Annotated in this window: 23 protein-coding genes; 13 read left to right on the top strand and 10 right to left on the bottom strand. The window is 68.1% G+C overall.

All coding sequences use genetic code 11. The features are described 5' to 3' along the window. Positions 1-108: 108 nt before the first annotated feature. The 4 genes from CSC76_RS03540 (at position 109) to CSC76_RS03525 (ending at position 3,417) form a co-directional block, all read left to right on the top strand. Positions 109-2,139, top strand: coding sequence for a SpoIIE family protein phosphatase (locus CSC76_RS03540; RefSeq protein WP_162108673.1), 2,031 nt, complete (start codon positions 109-111; stop codon positions 2,137-2,139). Next, complete coding sequence (locus CSC76_RS03535; RefSeq protein WP_162108672.1) at positions 2,111-2,548, top strand: ATP-binding protein; 438 nt, start codon at positions 2,111-2,113, stop codon at positions 2,546-2,548. Before CSC76_RS03540 ends, CSC76_RS03535 begins: the two co-directional genes overlap by 29 nt. Beyond that, complete coding sequence (locus tag CSC76_RS03530; protein ID WP_162108671.1) at positions 2,545-2,931, top strand: STAS domain-containing protein; 387 nt, start codon at positions 2,545-2,547, stop codon at positions 2,929-2,931. The genes CSC76_RS03535 and CSC76_RS03530 overlap by 4 nt, the downstream gene beginning before the upstream one ends. A 99-nt stretch (positions 2,932-3,030) precedes the next feature. Continuing rightward, positions 3,031-3,417: an STAS domain-containing protein gene (locus CSC76_RS03525; RefSeq protein ID WP_162108699.1), complete on the top strand. Its 387-nt coding sequence runs from the start codon at positions 3,031-3,033 to the stop codon at positions 3,415-3,417. 155 nt (positions 3,418-3,572) lie between these two features. Here CSC76_RS03525 and CSC76_RS03520 read toward each other — a convergent pair whose 3' ends face one another. After that, positions 3,573-5,870 carry an NADP-dependent malic enzyme gene (locus CSC76_RS03520; protein WP_162108670.1) on the bottom strand — a complete coding sequence of 766 codons (2,298 nt, stop codon included), beginning with the start codon at positions 5,868-5,870 and terminating at the stop codon, positions 3,573-3,575. Between the two features lie 141 nt (positions 5,871-6,011). Further along, on the bottom strand, positions 6,012-7,250 hold the full coding sequence (locus CSC76_RS03515; protein ID WP_162108669.1) for a flavohemoglobin expression-modulating QEGLA motif protein: 1,239 nt from the start codon (positions 7,248-7,250) through the stop codon (positions 6,012-6,014). A 102-nt stretch (positions 7,251-7,352) separates the two neighbouring features. On the opposite strand from CSC76_RS03515, the gene gltS reads away from it, so the two are divergent. Continuing rightward, positions 7,353-8,555, top strand: coding sequence for a sodium/glutamate symporter (gene gltS, locus CSC76_RS03510; RefSeq protein ID WP_162108668.1), 1,203 nt, complete (start codon positions 7,353-7,355; stop codon positions 8,553-8,555). Positions 8,556-8,744: 189 nt separating this feature from the next. Here the strand turns inward: gltS and rsgA are convergent, their stop codons facing one another. Beyond that, positions 8,745-9,869, bottom strand: a complete 1,125-nt coding sequence (gene rsgA / locus CSC76_RS03505; RefSeq protein ID WP_162108667.1) for a ribosome small subunit-dependent GTPase A — start codon at positions 9,867-9,869, stop codon at positions 8,745-8,747. A 101-nt stretch (positions 9,870-9,970) separates the two neighbouring features. Between rsgA and CSC76_RS03500 the strand changes: the two genes are divergently transcribed. After that, entirely contained in the window at positions 9,971-11,251 is a 1,281-nt protein-coding gene (locus tag CSC76_RS03500; RefSeq protein WP_162108666.1) for a pyridoxal phosphate-dependent aminotransferase, read from the top strand. A 191-nt stretch (positions 11,252-11,442) separates the two neighbouring features. Continuing rightward, positions 11,443-12,090, top strand: coding sequence for an SGNH/GDSL hydrolase family protein (locus tag CSC76_RS03495; RefSeq protein WP_162108665.1), 648 nt, complete (start codon positions 11,443-11,445; stop codon positions 12,088-12,090). Between the two features lie 150 nt (positions 12,091-12,240). Here CSC76_RS03495 and CSC76_RS03490 read toward each other — a convergent pair whose 3' ends face one another. Then, on the bottom strand, positions 12,241-13,053 hold the full coding sequence (locus CSC76_RS03490) for a polysaccharide deacetylase family protein (RefSeq protein ID WP_162108664.1): 813 nt from the start codon (positions 13,051-13,053) through the stop codon (positions 12,241-12,243). A gap of 54 nt (positions 13,054-13,107) precedes the next feature. On the opposite strand from CSC76_RS03490, the gene grxD reads away from it, so the two are divergent. Then, a complete protein-coding gene (grxD, locus tag CSC76_RS03485; protein ID WP_162108663.1) occupies positions 13,108-14,037 on the top strand; it encodes a Grx4 family monothiol glutaredoxin in 930 nt (309 codons plus the stop codon). Positions 14,038-14,219: 182 nt separating this feature from the next. On the opposite strand, the gene CSC76_RS03480 is transcribed toward grxD, so the two are convergent. Genes CSC76_RS03480 through CSC76_RS03465 form a run of 4 tightly spaced genes read right to left on the bottom strand, consistent with a single transcriptional unit; the run spans position 14,220 to position 17,152 of the window. Then, the gene (locus CSC76_RS03480; protein ID WP_162108662.1) at positions 14,220-14,759 is read right to left on the bottom strand and encodes a DUF924 family protein; all 540 of its coding nucleotides are present in this window, start codon (positions 14,757-14,759) and stop codon (positions 14,220-14,222) included. Then, the gene (locus tag CSC76_RS03475) at positions 14,756-15,502 is read right to left on the bottom strand and encodes a phage Gp37/Gp68 family protein (protein WP_162108698.1); all 747 of its coding nucleotides are present in this window, start codon (positions 15,500-15,502) and stop codon (positions 14,756-14,758) included. Before CSC76_RS03475 ends, CSC76_RS03480 begins: the two co-directional genes overlap by 4 nt. An 11-nt stretch (positions 15,503-15,513) precedes the next feature. After that, the gene (gene tcmP, locus CSC76_RS03470; protein WP_162108661.1) at positions 15,514-16,341 is read right to left on the bottom strand and encodes a three-Cys-motif partner protein TcmP; all 828 of its coding nucleotides are present in this window, start codon (positions 16,339-16,341) and stop codon (positions 15,514-15,516) included. Between the two features lie 34 nt (positions 16,342-16,375). Continuing rightward, the gene (locus tag CSC76_RS03465; protein ID WP_162108660.1) at positions 16,376-17,152 is read right to left on the bottom strand and encodes an AMP nucleosidase; all 777 of its coding nucleotides are present in this window, start codon (positions 17,150-17,152) and stop codon (positions 16,376-16,378) included. A 114-nt stretch (positions 17,153-17,266) separates the two neighbouring features. On the opposite strand from CSC76_RS03465, the gene CSC76_RS03460 reads away from it, so the two are divergent. Together CSC76_RS03460 and CSC76_RS03455 are read left to right on the top strand one after the other, a co-directional pair. Further along, on the top strand, positions 17,267-18,688 hold the full coding sequence (locus tag CSC76_RS03460; protein WP_162108659.1) for an amidohydrolase: 1,422 nt from the start codon (positions 17,267-17,269) through the stop codon (positions 18,686-18,688). Positions 18,689-18,756: 68 nt separating this feature from the next. Next, positions 18,757-20,070: an amidohydrolase family protein gene (locus CSC76_RS03455; RefSeq protein ID WP_162108658.1), complete on the top strand. Its 1,314-nt coding sequence runs from the start codon at positions 18,757-18,759 to the stop codon at positions 20,068-20,070. Between the two features lie 11 nt (positions 20,071-20,081). On the opposite strand, the gene CSC76_RS03450 is transcribed toward CSC76_RS03455, so the two are convergent. Then, a complete protein-coding gene (locus tag CSC76_RS03450) occupies positions 20,082-21,764 on the bottom strand; it encodes a sensor domain-containing diguanylate cyclase (RefSeq protein WP_162108657.1) in 1,683 nt (560 codons plus the stop codon). A 267-nt stretch (positions 21,765-22,031) separates the two neighbouring features. On the opposite strand from CSC76_RS03450, the gene CSC76_RS03445 reads away from it, so the two are divergent. Genes CSC76_RS03445 through CSC76_RS03435 form a run of 3 tightly spaced genes read left to right on the top strand, consistent with a single transcriptional unit; the run spans position 22,032 to position 24,062 of the window. Next, the gene (locus CSC76_RS03445) at positions 22,032-22,979 is read left to right on the top strand and encodes a DegV family protein (RefSeq protein WP_162108656.1); all 948 of its coding nucleotides are present in this window, start codon (positions 22,032-22,034) and stop codon (positions 22,977-22,979) included. 55 nt (positions 22,980-23,034) lie between these two features. Beyond that, positions 23,035-23,379 carry a hypothetical protein gene (locus CSC76_RS03440; RefSeq protein ID WP_162108655.1) on the top strand — a complete coding sequence of 115 codons (345 nt, stop codon included), beginning with the start codon at positions 23,035-23,037 and terminating at the stop codon, positions 23,377-23,379. Continuing rightward, positions 23,376-24,062 (top strand): Dph6-related ATP pyrophosphatase, encoded by a 687-nt coding sequence (locus CSC76_RS03435; protein ID WP_162108654.1) that lies wholly within the window; start codon positions 23,376-23,378, stop codon positions 24,060-24,062. Before CSC76_RS03440 ends, CSC76_RS03435 begins: the two co-directional genes overlap by 4 nt. Positions 24,063-24,121: 59 nt before the next feature. Here CSC76_RS03435 and fghA read toward each other — a convergent pair whose 3' ends face one another. After that, the gene (gene fghA / locus CSC76_RS03430; protein WP_162108653.1) at positions 24,122-24,958 is read right to left on the bottom strand and encodes an S-formylglutathione hydrolase; all 837 of its coding nucleotides are present in this window, start codon (positions 24,956-24,958) and stop codon (positions 24,122-24,124) included. Between the last annotated feature and the right edge of the window lies 1 nt (position 24,959).

Genomic DNA, 24,959 nt, shown 5'->3' with positions numbered 1-24,959 from the left:
GTCCCGGGACAGAGACCACACCAAAATCAGACCTTTCCGCTATTGCGATGCAGCATGCCGCGCCGGCGTATGATCGCCGTCCAGGGGAAGGCAGCGATCAGGGTCGGCATGCGCAACGCAGTGCCCAACGATGTCGTGCCACAGAAGGAAGCCGCCGGTGCCGCGCACTGGCGCAGCAGCCTGCGCACGCGCATTGCGCTGTGGGCCGGCCTGGTGAACGTGGCGCTGCTGCTGTTGCTGGTGCTGGGGACGGCGTGGTTCGCGCGCCGGCTGATCCTGGACGACGCGCGCCGCGACACCCATGCCACCACGCAGGAGGCGGCGCAGCGGCTGGACGGCGCGCTGCATGTGGTGACCATCACCACCCACGGCATGTCCGACCTGGTGGGTGGCGCGCAGCTGTCGTCCGACGAACTGATGGCCACCCTGCGCGCCATGGTGAAGGCCACCCCCGGCTGCGCTGGTGGCCTGCTGATCCTGGAGCCGCGCACGCGCGGCGACCTGCCGTTCGCCCGCTACGTGGCCGCCAATGGCCGCGACCGCGATTTCATCGCCGACGGCTATCCGTTCCGCGCGCAGGGCTGGTACCAGCGCCCCGTCGCCTCGCCCGGCGGCTGGTGGTCCGAGCCCTATCTCAACCAGCCCGCCGGCGGCGTGTGGATGGTCACCTACAACATGCCGCTGCGCGACCCCGGCCGGGGCGCACGCACGCGCGGCATGGTCAGCCTGGACCTGCCGCTGGCCAACCTGACCGGGATGGTCGACGCGCTGGCGCACCTGCCGGGCTGGCGGGTCTCGCTGGTGGCGCCGGCCGGCACGCTGGCGCTCAATCCCGAGGTGGGCGTGGAGCGGCTGGGGACGCTGGACGACTACATCGTCCGCGCGGGCCGCCACGACCTGGGCGAAGCCGCCCGCGCGGTGCGCCTGCGCCAGCCGCTGCAGTACGCGCATACCGACGCGGTTAGCCTGGAACGCCGCTTCACCGTGGTGGAACCGGTCGGCGACAGTGGCTGGACGCTGCTAGTGGCGCAGTCCTACGAGCTGGTCATGGCGCGCCTGACCGACGCACTGTGGCAGCTGGCCGCCGTTGGCGCGCTGCTGGCGCTGGTCTGCATGCTGGTGGTGCGCAAGCTGGCGCGGCATGTCAGCCAGCCGGTGGAGGGCCTGTCCTCGGCCGCCGCGCGGCTGGGACGCGGCGAGTACGACATGCCGGTGCCCTATGTGGCGCGGCGCGACGAGGTGGGACAGAGGGCGCGCACGCTGGAACATGCGCGCGGTTCGATCCAGCGCCAGCTGCGCGAGATCGCGGACATGACCGCCGCGCGCCAGAAGCTGGAGAGCGAACTCTCGATCGCGCGCGAGATCCAGCAGGCCATGCTGCCGCCGGGCCTGGCGATCGACCGCGAGCACGCGCACCTGGAAGCCTATGCGCGGCTGGAGCCGGCCAAGGCGGTGGGCGGCGATTTCTACTGCTTCATCCAGACCGATCCGGACTGCCTGTGGTTCGCCATCGGCGATGTGTCCGACAAGGGCGTGCCGGCAGCGCTGTTCATGGCGCGCACGGTCACGGTGCTGGAAGTGGCGGCCAGCACGCACGAGTCGCCCGAGCGCGTGCTGGCCGAAGCCTCGCGCCGGCTGGTGCAGGGCAACGACGCCTGCATGTTCGCCCCCGTGCTGTGCGGGCGCGTGGACGTGCGCACGGGCGCCTGCGTGCTGGCCAGCGCGGGCCACGACGCGCCCTTGCTGCTGCATGCGGACGGACGTGTGGAGACGCTGCTCGTCCAGCCCGGGCCGCCGCTGGGATTCGAGGTGGGCGACGTGTTCCCGCTGTGGTCCGGCATCGTGCCCTCGGGCGCCACCCTGCTGGCCTGGACCGATGGCATCACCGAGGCCTTCGACGCCGACGACCAGGCCTTCGGCGCCGAGCGCATTCCCGATGCGCTGCAGCCCGGCGCGACGGCGCGGGAACAATGCGAAGGGCTGATCGCACAGGTTCACGCATTTACCGGTACCGCACCGCAGTCCGACGACATCACCGCGCTCGCCCTCCGTCGCCGGCTGGACAGCGCCCCCGCTTCCCCCGAAGCTCCGTCATCACAGGAGACCGCACATGCAGATGCGACTGTTCATCCCCCGTGAGCATGCCCGCGTGGACGACCTCAATGCGTCGCTGGAGGCCGTCCTGGCCAACAATGGCGTCAGCCCGGCCATCCAGGGCGACGTGCGCCTGATCGTCGAAGAGCTGGCGAGCAATGCCATCGAACACGGCGACCTGGCGCGCGTGGAAGCGGAGGAGCACGAGCTGTGCGTGGACATCGCCATCCGCGAGCACCTGCTGACGCTGGAGTTCCGCGAAAGCGGCGCGCCTTTCAATCTGCTTGAACAGCCGCCCCCGGATCTGGATGCCGACATCCTGGCCCGTCCCACCGGAGGACTGGGCCTTCACCTGGTACGGCAGGGGTCGGAACAGGCGAGCTACCAGCGCGTCGGCAACTACAACGTGGTGCGCCTGACCCTGCGCATCCCCACCGAGGAGACCGGAGCATGAGCCTGCGCATCGAGATCCTGCCGCCCGGCAAGGGCAGCCAGCGCGTCGCGGTGGAGGGACGACTGGATACCCACACCTACGAGGACCTGGACGAGGCACTGGCGCCCCTGCTCACGCGCCAGCTGCATTCGCTGGTGCTGGACCTGTCGGGGCTGGACTACATCAGCAGCGCGGGCATCCGCTCCATCTTCAAGGCGCGCAAGACGCTGGCCCCGCACGGCGGCAAGGTGCTGCTGGTCAACCCGCAGCCGCAGATCCAGAAGGTGCTGGACATGGTCAAGGCGGTGCCGTTGAACGAGATCTTCTCGTCCACCGCCGAAGCCGACGACTACCTGGACCTGATGCAGCGCCGGGTGCTGGAGGCCGGCGAGGACGAGGACTGACGCACGCCGACCGCCTCGTCTCACTTTTCCATTACGATCCGACCTCCACCCCTCCTCCCCGGGCCACCCCCACCCGGTACATCCGCTGCACCGAGATGCCTGATGACATTGGAGATTGAGGTCTACCCACCGGTGAACGGCAACCAGTACGTGATGCTGGGGGGCCGCCTGGACACGTTGAGCCACGCGCAGCTGGACGAGGCGCTGGCCCCGATGCTGGCGGCGCGCCCGCAGGCGCTGGTGCTGGACCTGGCGCACCTGGACTACATCAGCAGCGCCGGCGTGCGCAGCATCCTGAAGGCGCGCAAGGCGCTGGCCCCGCACGAAGGCCGCCTGCTGGTGGTGCACCCGCAGGAACAGATCCGCAAGGTGATCGAGATCGTGCAGGCCGTGCCGATGGACGAGATCTTCGAGTCCACCGCCGATGCCGACGCCTACCTGGATGCGCTGCAGAGGCGCATTCTCGATGGCGAGGAAGAGCCCTGATCGTATTCTGTAGGAGCGACGTCAGTCGCGACCGCATGAATCACGTGTCCAAGGTGTCTGATGGCATGCGGTCGCGACTGACGTCGCTCCTACAGGGATCCCCAACGGAAAAAAGCCCCGCATGCGGGGCTTTTTCTCTCCAGGACTCGGCCCGATCAACCCGGCCCGCTGCGCTCGGCCTCGCGCTGCTGGCGGATCTGCGCGTCGACGGCGGCGATGGCGGTCATGTTGATCACCCGGCGCGGCGTGGCGCTGGTGGTCAGGATGTGCACCGGCTTGGAGATGCCCATCAGGATGGGGCCGATGGCCACGCCATCGGTGACCACGCGCACCATGTTGTAGGCGATGTTGGCCGCGTCCAGGTTGGGCAGCACGAACAGGTTGGCGCGCCCGCTCAGGGTGCTGCCCGGCATGATCCGGTTGCGCAGCACTTCGTCCCAGGCGGTGTCGCCCTGCATCTCGCCGTCCACGTTGAGGTCCGGCTTGCGCTTGAGCAGCAGCTCGCGCACCTTGCGCATCTTCAGCGAGCCCGGGGTTTCGTGGCTGCCGAAGTTGGAGTGCGACAGCAGCGCGATGCGCGGTTCGATGCCGAACAGCTTCAGCCGGTAGGCCGCCTGCAGCGGGGCCTCGGCGATCTGTTCAGCAGTGGGATCGTCCTGCACGTGCGTGTCCAGGAAGAAGTACGCGCCCTGGTTGTTGATCACGCCGGTCATGGCCGAGGTGGACTGCACGCCCGGATCCAGCGGGATCATGCTGCGCACGTAGCCCAGCTTCTTGTGGAAGCGCCCGACGATGCCGGTGATCAGCGCATCCGCCTCGCCGCGCGCCACCATCACCGAAGCGATCAGCGTGGGGCGCGAACGCATCAGGTTCTTCGCCGCCGCCGGGGTCACGCCACGGCGTGCGGTCAGCGCATGGTAGTGCTGCCAGTAGTCGTTGAAGCGCGGATCGTCGTTCTGGTTGGTCAGCTCGAAATCCACGCCCGCGCGCATGCGCAGGCCCAGGCGCTGGATGCGCGCGTCGATCACCTCGGGGCGGCCGATCAGGATCGGGAAGGCCAGGCCTTCGTCGATCACCGTCTGCACGGCGCGCAGCACGGTCTCTTCTTCGCCTTCGGCGTACACCACGCGCTTCTTGTCGGCGCGCGCACGGTCGTACACCGGCTTCATCATCAGGCTGGTGCGGTAGACGAACTGGCCCAGCTTCTCGCGGTAGGCCCACATGTCGGCGATCGGACGCAGCGCCACGCCAGAATCCATGGCGGCCTGCGCGACCGCGGCGGCCACTTCCACCAGCAGGCGCGGATCGAACGGGCGCGGGATGAGGTATTCGGGGCCGAAGCAGGGTACGTCGTCGCCGTATGCGCTGCCCAGGTCGGACGCTTCGCGGCGCGCCAGGTTGGCGATGGCATGCACGCAGGCGACCTTCATCGCCTCGTTGATGACGGTGGCACCCACGTCCAGCGCGCCGCGGAAGATGTACGGGAAGCAGAGCGCGTTGTTGACCTGGTTCGGGTAGTCGCTGCGGCCCGTGCCGATGATGGCGTCCGGACGCACGGCCTTGGCATCGGCCGGCGAGATCTCGGGATTCGGATTGGCCAGCGCCAGGATGATGGGCTTGTCCGCCATGGTGGCGACCATCTCCGGCTTCAGGATGCCGCCGGCCGACAGGCCCAGGAAGATGTCCGCGCCGGCGACGATCTCCGCCAGCGAGCGCTTGTCGGTGTCGCGCGCGTAGCGCGCCTTGTCCGGATCCAGGTTCGGGCGGCCGGTGTAGATCACGCCGTCGCGGTCGAAGGCCAGGATGTTCTCCGGCTTCAGGCCCAGCGCCACCAGCATGTCCAGACAGGCAATGCCGGCCGCGCCGGCGCCGCTGGTGGCCAGCTTCACGTCGCCGATCTTCTTGCCCACCACCTCCAGCGCATTGACCACCGCCGCGCCGACGATGATCGCGGTGCCGTGCTGGTCGTCGTGGAAGACCGGGATGTTCATCCGCTCGCGCAGCTTGCGCTCGACGATGAAGCACTCCGGCGCCTTGATGTCTTCCAGGTTGATGCCGCCGAAGGTGGGTTCGAGCGAAGCGATGATGTCGACCAGCTTGTCCGGGTCGGTCTCGTCGATCTCGATGTCGAACACGTCGAGGCCGGCGAACTTCTGGAACAGCACGCCCTTGCCTTCCATCACCGGCTTGCCGGCCAGCGGGCCGATGTTGCCCAGGCCCAGCACCGCGGTGCCGTTGGTGACCACGGCCACCAGGTTGCCGCGCGCAGTGAGCTCGCTGGCGCTGGTGGGATTCTCGACGATCGCCTCGCAGGCATAGGCCACGCCCGGCGAATAGGCCAGCGCCAGATCGCGCTGGGTCAGCATCGGCTTGGTCGGCGCGACCTTGATCTTGCCGGGCGGGGACAGCCGGTGGTATTCCAGCGCGGCCTGCTTGAAATCGTCGTTCGTCATTGCGGAAACGGTGCCTGTGGTGAAGGCGGGGGAGCGGCAATTCTAACCGGTCCCCGCCGGGGCCGGTTTTCGCAGATGCGGCGCTGCATCACGCAGTGCGCCAACGTGCATCGCCTGCGAGGGTCGAGCGGCGGCGGGTGATCAGCCGTCGGCCGACAGCCTGTCCAGCCGGATGCGGTTGGCGAACAGCGAGAACGCCAGCACGCCGGCCAGCCCATTGGCGCGGCTGACCCAGCGCGGCAGCCAGCGCGGCGGGGCCAACACGCCGTCCTCGAACAGGGGCTCGAAGGCGGCGACGTCGTCCAGTGTCATCTTGCCGGCGAACAGCCGCCGGCACAGGCGCAGCCGGTCCTGCTGCAGCGAGCGGCGGAAGAAGGTATGCACGCCGATCAGGCCGCGCAGGTACACCGTGTCCTTGGTGAACGCCGATCCGCCGGTGGTGGGCACGCCGCGGAACACCCGCTGCGCCGAAGAGAAGCTTTCCGCCTGGCTCTGCCCGGCATCGCGGAAATAGTCGAAGACCTGGATGAAGTCGGCGCCGGCCAGGGCCATGGCCACCGCTTCGATGCGCAGGCTGATGCGCTTCATACGCTCGATGTCGATGCTGCCGGTGATCTGTTCGGCGAAGGTCGCCAGTCCTTCCTGGGTGGCGGTCACCCGGGGCGAGGCCAGCGCCAGGCTGGGCAGCACCGTCTGCTCGCGCCCGTTCAACGCGGTCAGCGAATGCACCAGAGCCTCGTGCTGCAACAGCTGCCGGCGGTCGTAGTCGCTGAAGGCGGCGCCGTGGCGCAGGCGGATGCGGGGGGCGCCGGCCGCCGCTTTCGCGATCAGCGTAGGGTCCAGCTCGACGGTGATGACGCGGCCGTCGAAGAACTCGTCCAGGTCGGCCTGCAGCTGCAACTGCAGGGCGGGGGCCGATACCGGGACGTGCTCCTCCGGCGCCAGCAGTTCGTGGTCCAGGTCGTTGGCGATGGCGATGAAGTGCCCGGCCGCTTCGCGCGTGGTCGGACCGTCGCCGGGCAGGCATTCCTCCGGCGTGCCGAACAGCGCCACCGAATGCGTGGTCACGGTCGGCGTCCCCAGCGACTCCAGCAACCGCGCGGCGATGTCCCAGCTGTGCACCGAGTCGCGCAGGTAGCATCCCAGCGGATGGGCGGGGTCCGCAGCGGCCGCGATGGCGGCCAGTTCCCGGCGCGCATCGCCGAAGTCCAGGCGCGGGTATTCGATCGCCGGCAATGCCGGCTGGCCGCGCGCCACGCCCGCCAGGAAGCGGGTCTGGGCGTCGGCCGGCCAACTGGCCAGGCTGAGCAGCCTGATGCCGCGCACGGCCTTGACCAGGCGCTCGTCGAGCGCGGCGTGATGGGCGATGTCGGGCTGCATGGATCCTCCCTGGCGCACACTGTAGCCCAGCGCATGCGGTGGACGGCACAAGCGTCCACGCCTGGACTATGCTCGACGCTCTTCCATCGGTGCGGGGGCGGCATGCTGGAACTCGATGCGGTGCAGACGCTGGCCTTCGCCGGCCTGGCCCTCTTCCTCGGTTATGCGCTGTGCCGCGTGGTCCCGCTGTTCAACCGCTACAACCTGCCGGCGCCGGTGATCGGCGGCCTGGTGGTGGCGCTGGCCGTGCTGGTGGCGCGCAGCCGCGAGGTCACCCTGTTCACCCTGGACACCAGCCTGCAGGCGCCGCTGATGATCGCCTTCTTCACCACCATCGGCGTCAACGCCAGCGTGGCGCTGTTGAAGCTCAGCGGGCGCCAGGTGCTGGTGTTCCTGCTGCTGGCGTCTGCGTTTGCGATCGTGCAGAACCTGCTGGGCATGGCGGTGGCATTGGGGTTCGGTCTGCATCCGCTGTTCGGCGTGCTGGCCGGCTCGACCACGCTGACCGGCGGGCCGGCGACCGGCCTGGCGTTCGCGCCGCTGTTCGAGCAGGCCGGGGTAACGGGGGCGGAATCGATCGCCGTCGCCTCGGCGATGGCCGGCATCCTGTGCGGCGGCCTGCTCGGCGGTCCCGTGGCGACCGTGCTGATCCGGCGTCACAAGCTGTATGGCGGCGTGCGACTGGGCGCGCCGGACGAATCCGCGGCCGAACCGCTGGGCGCACGCGATACGCCGGACTTCGCCACCCGCGAATCCAATGCGCTGAAGAGCATCGTGGTGATCCTGGTGGCGATGTGGCTGGGCGCAGGGGTCAGCGCCGGGCTGAGCGCGGCGGGCCTGACCCTGCCCGCCTACGTCGGCGCGATGATGGTGGGCGCGCTGATCCGCTGGATCGACGATCGCACGGGCTGGATCCGCCTGCCGGTGGCGACCACCGACCTGATCGGCAACGTCTGCCTGTCGCTGTTCCTGGCGGTGGCGCTGATGAACCTCAAACTGTGGGAACTGGCCGGCCTGGCCGCACCGCTGCTGGTGAACCTGACGCTGCAGGTGGCGCTGGTGGCGCTGTTCTGCGGCGTGGTGTTCCGGGTGATGGGGCGCGACTACGACGCGGCGGTGATGGGCGGCGGCTTCATCGGCTTCATGCTGGGCACCACGGCCAACGCGATGGCGGTGATGCGCACCCTGGTGGAACGCTACGGCATGGCGCCGCGCGCGTTCCTGGTGGCGCCGCTGGTGGGTGCGTTCTTCATCGACTTCACCAATGCGCTGATCATCACCGGCTTCATAAACCTCTGGGATTGATCGATTCCTGAAGCTGATCGATCTAAAGGTGATCGACCGTCGAGATCTATTCGCCGTCATCCCGGCGCAGGCCGGGACCCAGTGACTCTGGTGTTTGGATGACGGTAGATTCGCAGCAAGGCGCTGGGTCCCGGCTTGACCAGCCATTCGGCTGTTGAATGCCGCCGGGATGACGGCCCCGAAAGACCCTCAGCGCTTGCCGTACTTATCGGTCAGCCGCTTGTTCAGCGCCTTGTTCTGCACCTTGGCATTCGCCTTGTCGGCCAGCCGCGAAGCGAGCTTGTCGGCCGCCGCGGCCACTTCATCACGCAGCTTGAGGTAGTTGAGAAAACGGCCCTCGTCCAACTCTTCGCGCTCGATGGCCGCGCGCACCGCGCAGCCCGGCTCGCGGTCATGCGAACAGTCGCGGAACTTGCACTGCTCGGCCAGCGCCTCGATGTCGGCGAAGCCGCCATCGGCCAGGTCTTCCTCGCCGGTGGGCTTGAGTTCGCGCATGCCGGGCGTGTCGATCAGGCAGGCGCCGGCCGGCAACGGGATGAGGGCGCGGAACGTGGTGGTGTGGCGACCGCGCGAGTCGCTTTCGCGCACTTCGCCGGTCTTCATGCGCTCGTCGCCGAGCAGCGTGTTGGTCAGCGTGGACTTGCCCGCGCCCGACGACCCCACCAGCACCACGGTGTGGCCCGGCTCCAGCCACGGTGCCAGCTGCGCGACGCTCTCCGGATCCTTGGCGTTGACGGTGAACACCGGCACGCCCTGCGCGGTGAGGTCGGCCAGTACCTCGACCGCGTCGTCGGCGTACTCGGTGCGGTCGGCCTTGGTCAGCACGACGACCGGCTGCGCACCGCCACCACCGACCAGCAGCAGGTAGCGCTCGATGCGGCGCGGATTGAAGTCGGCATCCAGGCCGCAGACGATGAACACCGTATCGATGTTCGCGGCGATCACCTGCTGGTGGTAATGCTCGCCGGCCGCGCCGCGCTTGATGCCGGTATGGCGCGGCAGCAGCGCCACGATGCGCGGGCGCTTGGAGGTGGCATCCTCCAGCAGCACCCAGTCGCCGACGGCGGGGCGTTCGTGTGCAGGAAACCGGGGGCGCTGCCATTCGGGAAGCGATTCGGCCTTCACGCCCACGCCCGGCGCGTCGGCCACCACGTAGCCCGAGCGGTGCTGCTCGATCACGCGTGCCGGGGTGGCGCCAGGATGTGCCTCCATGGCGGCCCGCCACGCGCTGTCCTCCGGTTTCCCCGCATAAGGCCAGCCGATCGATCTCAGCGGGGTGACGTCGGGCACACTGGGGACGGGGGTTTCGGGCATGGCGCGCATTCTAGACGGCCCCTGAAGCCGGCGGGGCCGGACGGGCCGAATATCCGCTAAGCTGGCCCTCCCCAGCTCATTCGCCCTTCTGCGGTCCCGCCATGCCCACCCCGCCCGTCAAACCGCTCGCCACGCGCGAACGCCTGTCCGAAGTCCGCTATGAAATCCGGGGCGAACTGGCGCGGCGAGCCCGGGAACTGGAGGCCCAGGGGCAGAAGCTGATCAAGCTCAACATCGGCAACCCGGGCGCGTTCGGTTTCCGTGCGCCGGAACACCTGCAGCGCGCGATCGCCGACGACATGGGCCGCACCGATCCGTACACGCACCAGCAGGGCCTGCCCTCGGCGCGCGATGCGATCGCCGCGGCGTACGCCCAGCGCGGCACGCCGGATGCGCACCCGGACCGCGTATTCGTCGGCAACGGCGTGTCGGAACTGATCGACCTGTCGCTGCGCGCGCTACTGAATCCGGGCGACGAAGTGCTGGTGCCCTCGCCCGACTACCCGCTGTGGTCGGCGGCCACCATCCTCAACGACGGCCGCCCGGTGTACTACCGCTGCGATCCGGACAACGATTTCCTGCCCGATCCGGTCGAGATCGAGCAGCTGGTCAGCTCGCGCACCCGCGCCATCGTGCTGATCAACCCCAACAATCCCACCGGCGCGACGTACCCGCGCGAGCTGCTGGAACGCATCGTCGCCATCGCGGCCAAGCACCGTCTGCTGCTGATGGTCGACGAGATCTACGACCAGGTGCTGTACGACGGCGCGAGCTTCGTGCCGGTCGCCCCGCTCGCAGGCGACGTGCCGAGCATCACCTTCAGCGGCCTGAGCAAGGTGCACCGCGCCTGCGGCTGGCGCGTGGGCTGGGGCGTGGTGTCCGGCCACGGCGACGTGGTGCGCGATTTCCTGCATGCGATGGACCTGCTCAGCGCGCTGCGCCTGTGCGCCAACGTACCCGGCCAGTACGCCATCGAAGCGGCGGTCAACGGCCCGGACCCCATCAGCGCGCTGTGCGCGCCGGGTGGCCGCCTGTACGAAACCCGCCGCGCGGTGATCGAGGCCTGCGACGCCAGCCCGCACCTGGCGCTGGTGAACCCGGCCGGCGCGCTGTACGCGTTCCCCGCCGTCGTCGGCGACGCCGCCAGGGGCTTCGACGACCATACGTTCGCGCTGGAACTGATGGAAACCGAGGGCGTGCTGGTCGTGCCGGGCTCCAGCTTCAACGTGCCCTACCGCCACCACTTCCGCGTCACCCTGTTGCCGGAAGCGGCCACGATGCGCGAAGTCTTCGCCCGCATCGACCGCGCCCTGTCGCGCCGCGCCGAGGCCGCCACCAAGGTGGTGCCGATCAAGGGCACGGCGCGGCCGGCGGCGGCGTAAGCGCGCTGCCCCTGTAGGAGCGACGTGAGTCGCGACCGCACGCCGCGACCAGACGTTTTGCTCTGTTCGAGCGCGAGCAGGGCACCGCCGCTGGCGAAGTATCGGGTGCTCGACATCTTCCAGGCCGACCGGATTCACGGTCGCGACTCACGTCGCTCCTACAGTAGGTCCGAAGAGCGCATCATTTGCCCATGACCACGATCTCCGCCCCCCACACCACCGCCCTGACCACCGAACTGCGCTACCTCGCGCTGGGCGATTCCTACACCATCGGTGAAGCCGTGGACGAGGCGGGCCGCTGGCCCATGCAGCTGGCGCGCCTGTTGCGGCAGGAGGGCGTGCTGCTCGGCGACCCGCGCATCATCGCCACCACCGGCTGGACCACCGACGAGCTGGATGCCGCCATCACCGCCGCCGAGCCACTGGGCCAGCACGACTTCGTCAGCCTGTTGATCGGCGTGAACAACCAGTACCGCGGCCGCGATGTGGAGGAATACCGCACGCAGTTCGCCGCGCTGCTGTGGCGGGCCATCGGCTTTGCCGGCAACCGGCCCGACCGCGTGCTGGTGCTGTCGATTCCTGACTGGGGTGTGACCCCGTTCGGCGCGAAGTCCGGCCGCGATGCCGCACAGATCGCGCGCGAGCTGGATGCCTACAACCTCGCGGCGCGCGAGGCCTGCACGCAACGCGGCGTGGCCTTCGTCGACATCACCCCGGTCAGTCGTGCACGTGGCGCCGAGCCGGCGATGGTGGCGGACGACGGCCTGCATCCGTCCGCCGCGATGTACACCGAATGGACGCGGCTGGCGTTCCCGGTGGCGCACCGGTTGCTCGCCTAAGCCTCTCTGCCCCCGGGAGAGGGGCGGGGGCGCCCCACAGCGCCTCCGATCCGATGGGGACGAACGAGCCGCAGCGCAGATGCCCGATAGGCGACGGTGGCACACCCTCATGCGGCGCTTCGCGCCACCTTCTCCCGGCGGGAGAAGGATTCAAGCCGTCACGATCGACGTATCGCGTTGCACATCTTCATCCGGCAGCACCGTGCGATAGCCCTCCGCGTCCAGCCACGCCAGCAGCTGCGCCAGGATGGCCACGTTGTGCCCGTGCGCCGCCCCTTCATGCAGCAGCACGATGGCGCCTGGCGCGATGTCGCGGGTGATGCGCGCCAGCACCTGGTCGGGCCGGCAGTTCACGCCGTCGAAGCCGCGCGCACTCCAGGCCACGCGCGCCAGGCCGTGCCGTTTCAGCGACAGTCCCACGAACGGGTTGGTCATGCCCACCACGCTGCGGTACCAGCGCGGTGTCTGCCCGGTGATCGCGGTGAGGATGGACTGGGTGCGGCCGATCTGGTCTTCCATGGCGGCCGGCCCCAACCGCCAGAAGCGCGTATCGGGGTGATCGGCGCTGTGGTTGCCGATGCCATGGCCGCGGTCGCGAATGGCCTGGACCCGCGCCGGATGCGCCCGCGCCCGCTCGCCCACCAGGAAGAACGTGGCCCGCGCCCGGTGGCGATCCAGCAGTTCCAGCATCGCATCGGTGTCGTCGGAGGGCCCGTCGTCGATGGTCAGCCAGACTACCCGCTCGGTCGTCGGCAACCGCGCCAGGGCCGGGCAGAACAGGGTGGCGCGCGGATGCAGCGTGGCCGCCACCACCATCAGATGGGTGGCCACCATCACCGGCAGGCCGACCTGCCAGCCGAACCGCCACCACAGGCAGGCCACGCCCACTTGCGACAGCACCAACAGGCCCAATATCAGGCCGGGACGGCGCGGCGGACGATGCAGTGTTCCTGTCGTGCTCATGCCCCATGATGCCATGGGGCGTAGAATTCCCCTCCCGCTGACCGGTACCCGTCCATGTCCCTCGACCCCGCCCTGCGCTCGCGCATCGAATCCCTCCTGCAGTCCAACCGCGTGGTGCTGTTCATGAAGGGCCAGCCGACCATGCCGCAGTGCGGCTTCTCGGCCAAGGCGGTGGGCGCGCTGTCGGCGCTGGGCGTGGACTACGCGCACGTCAACGTGCTGGCCGACCAGGAGATCCGCGAGGGCATCAAGGTCTATGGCGACTGGCCGACCATCCCGCAGCTGTACATCGACGGCGAACTGGTCGGCGGCAGCGACATCATCGAGCAGATGACCAACTCCGGTGAACTGGCCACGCTGCTGGGCCTGGAGGCGCCGGACCGCACGCCGCCGGCGATCACCATCACCCCGGCCGCCGCCGAGATGCTGCAGAACGCCGTGGCCGACGCCGGCCCGGGTACCGCGCTGGCGCTGTCGATCAATGCGCAGTTCCAGCCGAACTTCCAGCTGGCGCAGTTCGACGCCAACGCCATCGCCAGCGAATCCAACGGCGTGCGCGTGCAGTTCGACCTGGCTAGCGCGCGTCGCGCCGACGGCATCACCATCGACTGGGTGGACGACATCCGCGGCAAGGGCCTGGCGATCGACAACCCCAACGCGCCCAAGCCGGTGCAGGCGCTGTCGCCGATGGATGCCGACGCAAAGGGCCGTGCCAGCGAAGTGCTGCTGGTCGACGTGCGTCCGGCCGACGAACGCGCCATCGCCTCGGTGAAGCTGCCGTTCAAGACCTTCGACGGCAACGGCCGTGCCGAACTGGAAGCGCTGCCGAAGGACACGGCGCTGGCCTTCCTGTGCCGCAGCGGCGGCCGCAGCCAGCAGGCGGCGGAAGAGTTCCGCGCACTCGGCTTCACCAACGTCCACAACGTCACCGGCGGCATCAATGCCTGGGCCGACGACGTGGACGGCACGATCAGCAAGTACTGAGCCGGTACGATTCAGGTTGTGCACGGGAAAGCGGGCTTCGGCCCGCTTTCTTTTTTCCTCGGCGTAAAAGCATCGCGCCCATGGGGCGCTCCTACAGAGAAACCCGCTTTGTAGGAGCGCCCCATGGGCGCGATGCCTTTCCTTCACCACCTGCGACGCATCCGCAAGCCACCGCCACCCGCCTATCCCGAGAACCCGCCGCTGGCCAGGTAATCGCGCTCTTCCTGCGTGGAGATGCGGCCCATCGCCTCATTGCGATGGGGGAACCGGCCGAAGCGGGCGATCAGGTCGTAGTGCAACTGCGCGTACTTGATGTAGTTCTCATCACCAGTGGCGCGGAACAGGTCCAGCGAACGCTGCTGGTCGTCCAGCGCTTCGGAATGCTCGAACGGCATGTAGAAGAAGATCTTCAGCGCCGGATCGACCTGCGCGTCGAACCCCGCCTCGATGGCCCGCGCGGCATAGTGCCGCGCCAGCCCGTCGGTGGCGTACGAATGCGCGCTCTGCCGGAAGCAGTTGCGCGGAAACTGGTCCAGCAACAGGATCAGCGCCAGCGCGCCTTCGGCGTCGCCCATCCAGCCTTCCAGTTCCCGCCGCGCCGCGCGGAAGTGCAGCCCGCGGAAGCGCTGGTCGAACTCTGCGTCGAAGGCGTCATCGCGCGAGAACCACTTCTCGTAGCCCGCGCTCTTCCAGAAGCTGATGACGTCGTTGGATTCGTTCATACGTATGCGTACTCCGGCATGGCGTCCCATGTGCGGCCCAACAACTCACGTCCGTTGGACTTCTTGTCGCGCTTGATGCCGTCCGCACCAAACGCGCCCCACTGCTTGAAGAAGAAGCGCACGCCCTGCTCGTCGCACTGGCGCTTCACGCTCAGCGCCCATGCCTCTTTCATGGGCCGCGCTCCGTGACCCGATTCGCCACCCACGATCACCCAATCGATGCCCGCCAGATCGAGCTTGCCGACATCCTCAAGCAGCGGCTCGACGCTGAGGAACTTGACGCTGGCCTTGGCAGATTGGAGGTATGCGATACGCGGCACGCCATGACGCTTGTTCTCGACGGAGACTCCGATCCAGACATTGGTCGGAATCGCGCGCTCCTGACTGTATTCGGCGATGCGCTCCGCGCGCTTGGTGAGCACTTGGAACGTATGCTGCGGACAACGAGCCATGACGTCGAACACGCGATCGATGAAGCTCTCCGGCACGGCCGTGTGGAACAGGTCGCTCATGGAGTTGACGAAGTAGACGGTCGGTTGCTTCTTCTTGAGCGGCTCATCAAGACGGAAAGGAAGTGTCCGTACCTTCTTGAACCCCTGCTCATAGCCGGCAACGCCCATCGCCTGCAGGCGCCGCGCCATGGTCTCCGCGTAGCAGTGCTTGCACCCAGCGCTTAGCTTGGTGCAGCCGACGACGGGGTTCCACGTGCTTTCTGTCCACTCGATCCTAGATTTTGTGGTCACTTCGGCAGCCCTCAAAAACTGAATCCACGCTGCGGCTCGACCTGTCGAATTTCGTCCCAAAACTTCTTGCCTAGGTCGTTTCGCGAAACACTCACAAGCCAGTAGAAAGGTTGATTTTTATCGCCAGTCACTCGCTCTGCGCCACCTACTTTGTAATCGAGCGACTCCAGAAGAGATCGCCAATGAGCGAACACGCCCTGACGAACAATTTCATCCTTCTGCCGCCAGTCAATCCTCTCCACAACACCAGGCGCAAAAGCCTCCAAGACACCAGTCTCTTTGTACAGGCGGATGTTCCTATTCAGATCCATTTCGCTGACATGGATGATCATGTCCATTCGCTCAAGCGTCGCGAGCGTTCTAATGATGCTAAACGGGAGTGCATTAAGATTATATGGATCCAAGAACGCGAGATGGAGCCCGTACCGATGCAGCTTTGAGGTGATTTGGACGGCTGTTTCTTCAGCTTTCCCCTGATAGCCAAAAACTTTGGTCACAGCTCCGACCTGAGCGACTCCCTTCAGACAGTCGTCTACATTCTTGCGATCAAGGTCGCCGACATGCACTTCCGTGAACGGCACGTCTTTCGCAGACTCCCGTACTGCCAGAACAGCTCCGCCATCTTTTATTACGGCTTCACCCTTAATCTGCACTTTCCCCGGACCGCAGTAGAGGTCGATGTACGTAGAGCCCGCCTTGACGAACTTTGCTCTGGTCCTTCTCGTAATATCGACGTACTTTCTTAGTCGGTCATGCTTTTCCTGAGACCAAGCACCAACACTCTCGATCCTGGTCCCATCTGAATCTAGCTGGTAACGCTCGTTGCTGGACTTTGTCATTGCCTTCCTCTGGCTTCCGTTGTGGTGGTTTAGGTCACTCATCAAACCGCAAGTGCCGCACCGACTTCCCGTTGCGGCGGATCAGCTTCAATGCCTCGATCCCCACGGTGATGTGGTTCTCCACGAACGAGGAGCTGACCTTGGCGTCGCTGGCTTCGGTCTTCACGCCTTCCGGGATCATCGGCTGGTCGCTGACCAGCAGCAGCGCGCCGCAGGGGATGCGGTTGGCGAAGCCCGCGGCGAAGATGGTGGCCGTTTCCATGTCGATGGCCATGCAGCGCATCGCGCGCAGGCGTTCCTTGAAGGCGGTGTCGTGCTCCCACACGCGGCGGTTGGTGGTGTACACCGTGCCGGTCCAGTAGTCGTGGCCCAGGTCGCGGATCATCGTGGAGACTGCGCGCTGCAGCGCGAACGCGGGCAGCGCCGGCACCTGGGGCGGGAGATAGTCCTCGCTGGTGCCTTCGCCACGGATCGCGGCGATCGGCAGGATCAGATCGCCCAATTGGTTCTTCCGCTTCAATCCACCGCACTTGCCCAGGAACAGCACCGCCTTGGGACAGATCGCACTGAGCAGGTCCATCATCGTGGCGGCATTGGGGCTGCCCATGCCGAAGTTGATCATGGTGATGCCGTCGGCGGTGGCGCTGGCCATCGGCCGGTCCAGGCCGACGATGGGCGCGCCGGTCAGCTGCGAAAACACGTTGAGGTAGCCGCCGAAATTGGTCAGCAGGATATGCTCGCCGAACTGGTCCAGCGGCACGCCGGTGTAGCGCGGCAGCCAGTTGTCGACGATCTCGCTCTTGTCCTTCATGGAAGCCTCTTCTTCTTGTTGTTGTGGGGCGATTCTGGCACGACTGCGACGCCTGCACTTGGCAAGCCGCGGCGCCGCCGGTTAGGTTTCGGGTCTCTTCCAGGGGAACACACGATGCGAACGACCTTGCTGGCCGGGCTGATACTGGCCGCGCTGGGCGGGGGCGCGATGGCCGCCACGCCCGCCTCCCGCTTTACCCAGGACCCGTACCCCAGCACCTACCGCGCCATCCCGGCCGCGCCGGTGCTGCTGGCCAACGCGACGGTGCTGACCGGCACCGGTGAACGCCTCGATGGCGCCGACGTGCTGCTGGCCGACGGCAAGGTCGCGGCGGTCGGCCGGGGTCTGTCCGCGCCCGAAGGCGCCACCCGCGTCGATGCGACCGGCAAGTGGGTGACGCCCGGCCTGATCGACGTGCACTCGCACCTGGGCGTGTATCCCAGCCCGGGCGTGAAGGCGCACAGCGACGGCAACGAGATGACCGCGCCGGTGACGGCAAATGTCTGGGCCGAGCATTCCATCTGGGCACAGGATCCGGGCTTCCACACCGCACTGGCCGGCGGCGTGACCTCGCTGCAGATCCTGCCCGGCTCGGCCAACCTGGTCGGCGGCCGTGGCGTGACGCTGAAGAACGTGCCGTCCACCACCTACCAGGGCATGAAGTTTCCCGGTGCGCCCTGGGGTCTGAAGATGGCCTGCGGCGAGAACCCCAAGCGGGTGTACGGCGGCAAGAGCGGCCCGGCCACGCGCATGGGCAACGTGGCGGGGTACCGCGCTGCCTTCATCGATGCCAGCGAATACCTGAAGAAGAACGCGCCCAAGCCGCAGCAGCCGAAGAAGAAGCGCTGGTGGGAGCGTGCAGCCGGCGACGACAGGGCGGACAGCGGTGGCGACAGCGGCGGCAAGCGCGATCTGAAGCTGGACACGCTGGCGGGCGCGATCAATGGCGAGATCCTGGTGCACATCCACTGTTACCGCGCCGACGAGATGGCGACGATGCTCGACCTGGCGAAGGAGTTCGGCTTCAAGGTGGCCGCATTCCACCACGGCGTGGAGGCCTACAAGCTGGCCGACCGGCTGGCGCAGGAAGGCGTGTGCGGCGCGCTTTGGGCCGACTGGTGGGGCTTCAAGATGGAGGCCTTCGACGGCATCCAGGAGAACATCGCGCTGGTGGACCGCCCCGCGAACAGCTGCGCCATCGTGCATTCGGATTCGGACGAGGGCATCCAGCGCCTCAACCAGGAGGCGGCCAAGGTGATGGCGAACGCGCGCCGCGCCGGCATGGGCGATATCCCGCCCGAGCGCGCGATCCGCTGGGTGACCGGCAACGCGGCCAAGTCGCTGGGCATCGCCGAGCGCACCGGCACGCTGGAGGCCGGCAAGATGGCCGACGTGGTGGTGTGGAACCAGAACCCCTTCAGCGTGTACGCCAAGGCCGAGCAGGTCTACATCGACGGGGCACGCCTGTACGACCGCAACGACCGCAGCCGGCAACCGGTGTCGGACTTCATGCTGGGGCAGGAGGTAATGCCATGAGCCGCGCGCAGGATGTGTCCTTGCCGTCATCCCAGCGAATGCTGGGATCCACCTTGCTTTCGCTTTCGATGACGAACGCAGCGGACAAGACAAAAGCCAAATGGGTCCCAGCGTTCGCTGGGACGACGGTGAGGGCGTTGGCGGTAGCTGTCGCACTGGCGTCGACTTCGATCAGCGCACTCGCCCAGGACGTCCTGATCCGCAACGCCACCGTGCACACCGCCGGGACGCAGGGCACGTTGAAGAACGCGGACGTGCTGGTGCGCAATGGCGTGGTGCAGGCGGTCGGTACCGCACTGGCCGCACCCGCCGCCGCGACGGTGGTCGAAGCCGACGGCCGTCCGCTGACCCCGGCCTTCTTCGGCGGCATCACCGAGATCGGCATCGAGGAGGTCTCCGGTGAATCGTCGACGGTGGATGCGGCGGTGACGCTGGAAGACCAGCCCATGCGTCCGGAGTTCGACGTGACGCTGGCCTACAACCCGGCGTCGGTGGTGATCCCGGTGGCGCGCGTGGAAGGCATCGGCTTCACCCTGCTGGCCGCAGCGACCGGCGGCTCCTTCATCGCCGGCCAGGGCGGCGTGATGCGGCTGGACGGCAGCGCCGACCCGGTCGGCCCGCGCGCGCTGTTCGTACGGCTGGGCGGCGGCGCGTCCGAGCTGAGCGGCAAGTCGCGCGCGGCGCAGTGGATGCTGCTGGACCAGATGGTGGCCGAGGCGCGCGGCCGGGTGCCGGTGGATTCACCGCACGCGCTGCTGACGCCGGCCGGGCGTGCCACGCTGGCGCGCTACCTGGCCGGCAATGGCCGCATCGTGGTGGCGGTGAACCGTGCCGCCGACATCCGCCAGCTGCTGCGCTGGGCGCAGCGCGAGAACGTGCGCGTCGCCATCGCCGGCGGCGCGGAGGCCTGGAAGCTGGCAGCGCAGCTGGCGCAGGCGAAGGTGCCGGTGTTCGTCGACGCGCTGGCGGACCTGCCGGCGGACTTCGACCAGATCGGCGCCACGCTGGAAAACGCGGCGCGGCTGGATGCGGCCGGCGTGGGCGTCGGCTTCTCGCAGGCTGGCGATGCCTCGCACAACGCACGCAAGATCCGCCAGCTGGCGGGCAATGCGGTGGCCAACGGCCTGCCCTGGGAAGACGGCCTGGCCGGACTGACCCGCGTGCCGGCGGAGACCTTCGGCGTGGGCGACCGCGTGGGCACCATCGCGCCGGGCAAGCTGGCCGACCTGGTGCTGTGGAGCGGCGATCCGCTGGACGTGGCCCACACGGCGCAGCAGGTGTGGCTGGGCGGCCGCGCGATGCCGATGCGCTCGCGCCAGACTGAGCTGCGCGACCGCTACCTGCAGCAGGCGGGCCCGCTGCCGCGCGCTTATTCGAAGTAACCCGCCCGGGTTCAGTCCACGGAGGCGCCTTCGGGCGCCTCCGTGCTTTCCGGGACGCGCTCCGGAGCGTCTTCCGCCATCACGCGGTCGCCGCCGGCGCGCTTGGCCGCATACATGGCCTGGTCCGCGCGCGCGATCAGGGACGCTACCGAATCCCCGTCGCGCGCCTGTGCGGCGCCGATGCTGGCGGTGACGGCGACCGCCACGCCTTCCACGTTGGCGCAATCCCGCCGGATACGCGCGCCCACCTGCTCGGCGATGCGCAGTGCGGCCGGCAGTTCGACGCCGGAAAGCACCAGGACGAACTCCTCGCCACCCAGCCGACCCAGCTGGTCGCCGTACTGGAACTGCTCGCTCACCGCGCGCGTCACCGCGCGCAGGCAGGCGTCGCCGAGCGCATGGCCGTGGCGGTCGTTGATCTGCTTGAAGTTGTCCAGGTCGATGAACAGCAGCGACACCGGCATGCGTTCGCGCTCGCGCTCGATCAGCGCCCAGTCGAGCCGGTGCTCGATGCCGCCGCGGTTCAGTACGCCGGTCAGGCCGTCGCGCTCGGCATGGGCCTTGGCACGGTCGCGTTCGCGCCGGAAGGTCAGCATGCGGTCGGCCAGGCCCAGCGCCAGCCCCACCGCGGTGAACGCCTGCACCCACGGCAGGCCGTACTCCAGCCACGGCTCGGCGCGTTCGCCCACACTGAAGCGCAGCGCGCGCGCCATGGTGAAGGCCAGCAGCGGCACCCATGCGATCAGGACGTAGGCGGCGTGCCGCTGGCCGCGGCGCCAGGCCACCACCAGCGTCACCAGCGCGATCGCGTTGGTGAGCAGGAACAGGGCGTTGGCGATGTCGGGAAACCACGCCTTGTCGGCCGGCCAGGGGGAGCCCAGCAACACCAGCGTCAGGCCGCAGCCATAGGCGCCGACGACACGTACGGCGGCCGCCAGCCGCGGCGTCACCTTGCGCAGGCCGGCGTAGTCCAGCCACAGGTACACCAGCAGGATGGGGGCCCGCGTCCCGACGGCCCAGATGCCCTGGGCACCGAACCGCGCCAGCCTCGAGAGGCCCGGCCATGCGTAGGCCTCGCCGTACGAGCACAGGGCATACAGCAGCTGGAACAGCATCGCGCCCGCGTACAGCAGGTAGACGCGGTCGCGCAGCATGGCCCAGAACAGCAGCACCGCCAGCGATACGCCCAGCACCACGCCGACCGCCGGCAGCACCAGACGCACATGCCACAGGTCGGCCGCCGCATAGGCACGCCCCGGCTCCACGGCCACCCGCAGGGGATAGCGCGCGCCCTCCACCTTCACATGGACCGGCCCGTCGCCACTCAGCGGGAACACCAGCGCCCGCCGGCTGTAGCGCGGGTCAAGATCGGGGCTGAAGATGTCCTGGCGTCGCACGGCGGCGCCCGGCGGCGCCTGCACGCTGATCCGCGCCGTATACGGGTGGTAGAACACCAGCAGCGGTTCGCGTACGCCCGGGCGTGGCGTGATGCGCCACGCCCCGTTGCCGATCACGCGCATGGACGCGCCACCGCTTTCGAAGCGGCGTTCCGAGAACAATCCGGCGCGCTGTCCCGCCTGCTGTTCCAGCGCTTGCGGCTGGATGCGGTCGATGCGCGCGATGTTTTCCCCCCGCACACCCTCCGCCATCAGCAGGGCCAGAAGCAGCAGCAGTATCCACCGCCCCTGTTTCATGTTGTCCCATGCGTTCGTTGCGAGTGTCCGGCGCGGCCGGGCCCTGGACAAGCCGGCGCGCATCGTATTTGTGACATTCGTCACATGAATAGTGGGGCGCAAGCCTGCTCCGGAACGGGATGGAGGCTGGGTTTCCGGCTTCGCGCGCCCACCCCGGAAAAAGTGACGCAAATCACACTTCATGCGTTTACGCGACGACTTGCCCACCGTTGTCCGCTAGTTTTGCGGAGATAAGCACAAATGCGACGGATGCCGGGAGGGGCTGAGATGCGCATTGGGATAGTCGTCGACTCTGCGTGCGATCTGCCGCTGGAGTACCTGGAACGGAACAACATCGTCATCCTGCCCATCACGGTGCGCATCGGCGAAGCCGTGCTGGCCGACCATCGCGACGAGCAGGCCACGCTTAGCTTCCTGCATGCGCACGTGGCCGAGCGCGGCCACGAGGCCGAGACCACGCCGTTCACGGTCAACCAGATCCGCGACCTGTTCCTGGGCCGGCTGGTGATCGATTACGACCACGTGTTCTGCATGACGATCACCAAGACGCGTTCGCCGATCCACGACAACGCGATGCAGGCCAGCTTCGCGATCCTCAACGATTACAAGCCGGTGCGGCAGGCCGCAGGCCACAACTCGCCGTTCGCGCTGCGCGTGATCGACACCCAGAACCTGTTCGCCGCGCAGGGCATCACGGCGGTGGAAGCCGTGCGCATGCGCGACGCCGGTGCCAGCGTGCAGCAGATCCGCGTGCGGCTGGAAGAACTGGCGCAGAACACGCACGGCTACATGATCCCGCGCGACCTGTACTACCTGCGCAACCGCGCCCGCACCAAGGGCGACCGCAGCGTGGGCCTGCTGAGCGCGGCGCTGGGCAGCGCGCTGGACATCAAGCCGGTGCTGTACGGCCATGCCGGCAACACCGAGCCGGTGGCCAAGATCAAGGGTTTCGAGAATGCGGTGGAACAGATGTTCAAGTTCACCGGCAACCGGGTGATGGCCGGCCTGATGACGCCCACCGTCTGCCTGAGCTACGGCGGCGAACTGTCGGAAATGCGCGCCCTGCCCGGCTACCAGCGCCTGCGCGACATCTGCGAGAACAACAAGGTGGAGGTGTTCGAAAGCGTCATGAGCCTCACCGGCATGGTCAACGTGGGAAAGGGCGCCGTCGTGGCCGCCTTCGCCGCGCCGCCCGCACCGTTCAAGGCGACATAACGACCGCCTAACGCGACAGGACTACGCTATGCCCCTGGCTTGAACCGGGGGCGCCATGGCGGTCCGCTACTACATCAGTCTTCCCGATCCCGCCCGCGCACGCGGCGGCGATCCGGCTTTCAGTTTCGATGCCCACGGCGCGGACGAATTCGCCGCGCAGCTGCAGCACGCGCTGCGTACCAGCAGCCCGTTCGAACGCTGGCGGGCACGCCAGGACGATCCTGACGACGTCGATCCCGGCCTCGGTGCCGTGGACCCGGATGCCGCGGTCGCCGGCCAGCAGGACGACCTCAGCATCCTGCTGGTCGCCCGCTCTTCCATTCCCGGTCATGTCCTGAAGCATCGCCTGCGCCTGCTCGCCGGCGGCGCCTGGGAATTGCGCGACGTCGCGGCGGCTTGAGCCGCACGCCCGTCCTGCTGGCGTGGAGCGGTGGCAAGGACGCCGCCTGGACGCTGCACTTCCTGCGGCAATGCGGTGATGTCGATGTCGTCGGCCTGCTGACCACCGTCACGCGCGAGCTCGACCGCGTATCGATGCAGGGCATCCGCCGCAGCGTGCTGCATGCGCAGGCACGCGCGACCGGCCTGCCGCTGCTGGAAGCGATGATTCCCGCGCAGTGCTCGAACACCGACTACGAACACGCCATGGCCGATGCCATCGCCCGAGCCAGGGACCGTTGGCCGGGGCTGCGCACGATGGCGTTCGGCGATCTCTTCCTCGAAGACATCCGCGCCTGGCGCGTGGCGAACCTGGCCCGCGTGGGCTGGGATGCCGTCACGCCGCTGTTCGGCCGCGATACCGCCTCTCTGGCACACGAGATGATCGACGGGGGACTGCGCGCGCAGCTGTGTTGTGTCGATACGCAGCAGCTGGATGCCGGATTCGCAGGTCGCGACTTCGACCGGGCCTTGCTCGGCGAGCTGCCTGCCCACGTCGATGCCTGCGGTGAGAACGGCGAGTTCCATACCTGCGTATCGGCAGGGCCGATGTTCGATGCGCCCCTAGTCCTCGCGCAAGGCGACACCGAGCTGCGCGAGGGTCGCTTCGCCTTCACCGACTACGGACTCGCGGCTGCGACGTAGGGTGGGCCTCGGCCCACCGTCGCACATGCGGGCGGATCATCGGCGGGCCGAAGCCCGCCCTAGGCCTTCAATGCCGCGGCGTGGTGCGCGATGTGGTCGCCGATGAAGCTGGCGATGAAGTAGTAGCTGTGGTCGTAGCCCGGCTGCAGGCGCAGGGTCAGCGGGTGGCCCGCCTCGGCAGCGGCAGCCTGCAGCAGTTCCGGCTTCAGCTGGCCCTGCAGGAACTCGTCCGCATCGCCTTGATCGACGAGCAGCGGCAGCTGCTCGCGTGCCTGCCTGATCAGCTCGACCGTGTCCCAGGCCTTCCATGCCTCGCGATCGTCGCCCAGATAGGCCGCGACCGCCTTCTGCCCCCACGGCACCTGCGTCGGCGCGACGATCGGCGAGAACGCGGACACGCTGCGGTAGCGCCCGGGGTTCTTCAGCGCGATGGTCAGTGCGCCGTGGCCGCCCATCGAATGCCCGCTGATCGCGCGCCGGTCGCTTGCCATCGGATCGGCCTCGACCCAGGCCGGCAACTCGTCGACGATGTAGTCGTACATGCGGTAGTGCGATGCCCACGGCACCTGCGTCGCGTTGACGTAGAAGCCCGCACCCTTGCCGAGGTCGTACCCCTCGGCGTCGGCCACGTCCTCGCCGCGCGGACTGGTATCCGGTGCGACGAGGATGATCCCGTGTTCGGCCGCGTAGCGTTGCGCCCCGGCCTTGGTGATGAAGTTCTGTTCGGTGCAGGTCAGGCCGCTGAGCCAGTAAAGCACCGGGCACGGTCCCTGTTCGACCTGCGGCGGCAGGTAGACGCCCACCGTCATGTCGCAGCCGAGCACCTCGGAGCGATGGCGGTAGACGTCCTGCCAGCCGCCGAAGCAGGCACGGTGTTCGATGCGCTCGCTCGTCATG

Source organism: Pseudoxanthomonas mexicana (assembly GCF_010093385.1).
Lineage (GTDB): Bacteria > Pseudomonadota > Gammaproteobacteria > Xanthomonadales > Xanthomonadaceae > Pseudoxanthomonas_A > Pseudoxanthomonas_A mexicana.
The sequence above is the reverse complement of the archived record's forward strand: the minus strand, read 5'-3'. Positions and strand labels throughout refer to the sequence as shown.

Excerpts from the sequence above, each read along its gene's own strand:
- CSC76_RS03540 (WP_162108673.1), top strand. The coding sequence starts at position 109 with ATGCGCAACGCAGTGCCCAACGATGTCGTGCCACAGAAGGAAGCCGCC.
- CSC76_RS03535 (WP_162108672.1), top strand. The coding sequence starts at position 2,111 with ATGCAGATGCGACTGTTCATCCCCCGTGAGCATGCCCGCGTGGACGAC.
- CSC76_RS03530 (WP_162108671.1), top strand. The coding sequence starts at position 2,545 with ATGAGCCTGCGCATCGAGATCCTGCCGCCCGGCAAGGGCAGCCAGCGC.
- CSC76_RS03520 (WP_162108670.1), bottom strand. The coding sequence starts at position 5,870 with ATGACGAACGACGATTTCAAGCAGGCCGCGCTGGAATACCACCGGCTG.
- CSC76_RS03515 (WP_162108669.1), bottom strand. The coding sequence starts at position 7,250 with ATGCAGCCCGACATCGCCCATCACGCCGCGCTCGACGAGCGCCTGGTC.
- gltS (WP_162108668.1), top strand. The coding sequence starts at position 7,353 with ATGCTGGAACTCGATGCGGTGCAGACGCTGGCCTTCGCCGGCCTGGCC.
- rsgA (WP_162108667.1), bottom strand. The coding sequence starts at position 9,869 with ATGCCCGAAACCCCCGTCCCCAGTGTGCCCGACGTCACCCCGCTGAGA.
- CSC76_RS03500 (WP_162108666.1), top strand. The coding sequence starts at position 9,971 with ATGCCCACCCCGCCCGTCAAACCGCTCGCCACGCGCGAACGCCTGTCC.
- CSC76_RS03495 (WP_162108665.1), top strand. The coding sequence starts at position 11,443 with ATGACCACGATCTCCGCCCCCCACACCACCGCCCTGACCACCGAACTG.
- CSC76_RS03490 (WP_162108664.1), bottom strand. The coding sequence starts at position 13,053 with ATGAGCACGACAGGAACACTGCATCGTCCGCCGCGCCGTCCCGGCCTG.
- grxD (WP_162108663.1), top strand. The coding sequence starts at position 13,108 with ATGTCCCTCGACCCCGCCCTGCGCTCGCGCATCGAATCCCTCCTGCAG.
- CSC76_RS03480 (WP_162108662.1), bottom strand. The coding sequence starts at position 14,759 with ATGAACGAATCCAACGACGTCATCAGCTTCTGGAAGAGCGCGGGCTAC.
- tcmP (WP_162108661.1), bottom strand. The coding sequence starts at position 16,341 with ATGACAAAGTCCAGCAACGAGCGTTACCAGCTAGATTCAGATGGGACC.
- CSC76_RS03465 (WP_162108660.1), bottom strand. The coding sequence starts at position 17,152 with ATGAAGGACAAGAGCGAGATCGTCGACAACTGGCTGCCGCGCTACACC.
- CSC76_RS03460 (WP_162108659.1), top strand. The coding sequence starts at position 17,267 with ATGCGAACGACCTTGCTGGCCGGGCTGATACTGGCCGCGCTGGGCGGG.
- CSC76_RS03455 (WP_162108658.1), top strand. The coding sequence starts at position 18,757 with ATGACGAACGCAGCGGACAAGACAAAAGCCAAATGGGTCCCAGCGTTC.
- CSC76_RS03450 (WP_162108657.1), bottom strand. The coding sequence starts at position 21,764 with ATGAAACAGGGGCGGTGGATACTGCTGCTGCTTCTGGCCCTGCTGATG.
- CSC76_RS03445 (WP_162108656.1), top strand. The coding sequence starts at position 22,032 with ATGCGCATTGGGATAGTCGTCGACTCTGCGTGCGATCTGCCGCTGGAG.
- CSC76_RS03440 (WP_162108655.1), top strand. The coding sequence starts at position 23,035 with ATGGCGGTCCGCTACTACATCAGTCTTCCCGATCCCGCCCGCGCACGC.
- fghA (WP_162108653.1), bottom strand. The coding sequence starts at position 24,958 with ATGACGAGCGAGCGCATCGAACACCGTGCCTGCTTCGGCGGCTGGCAG.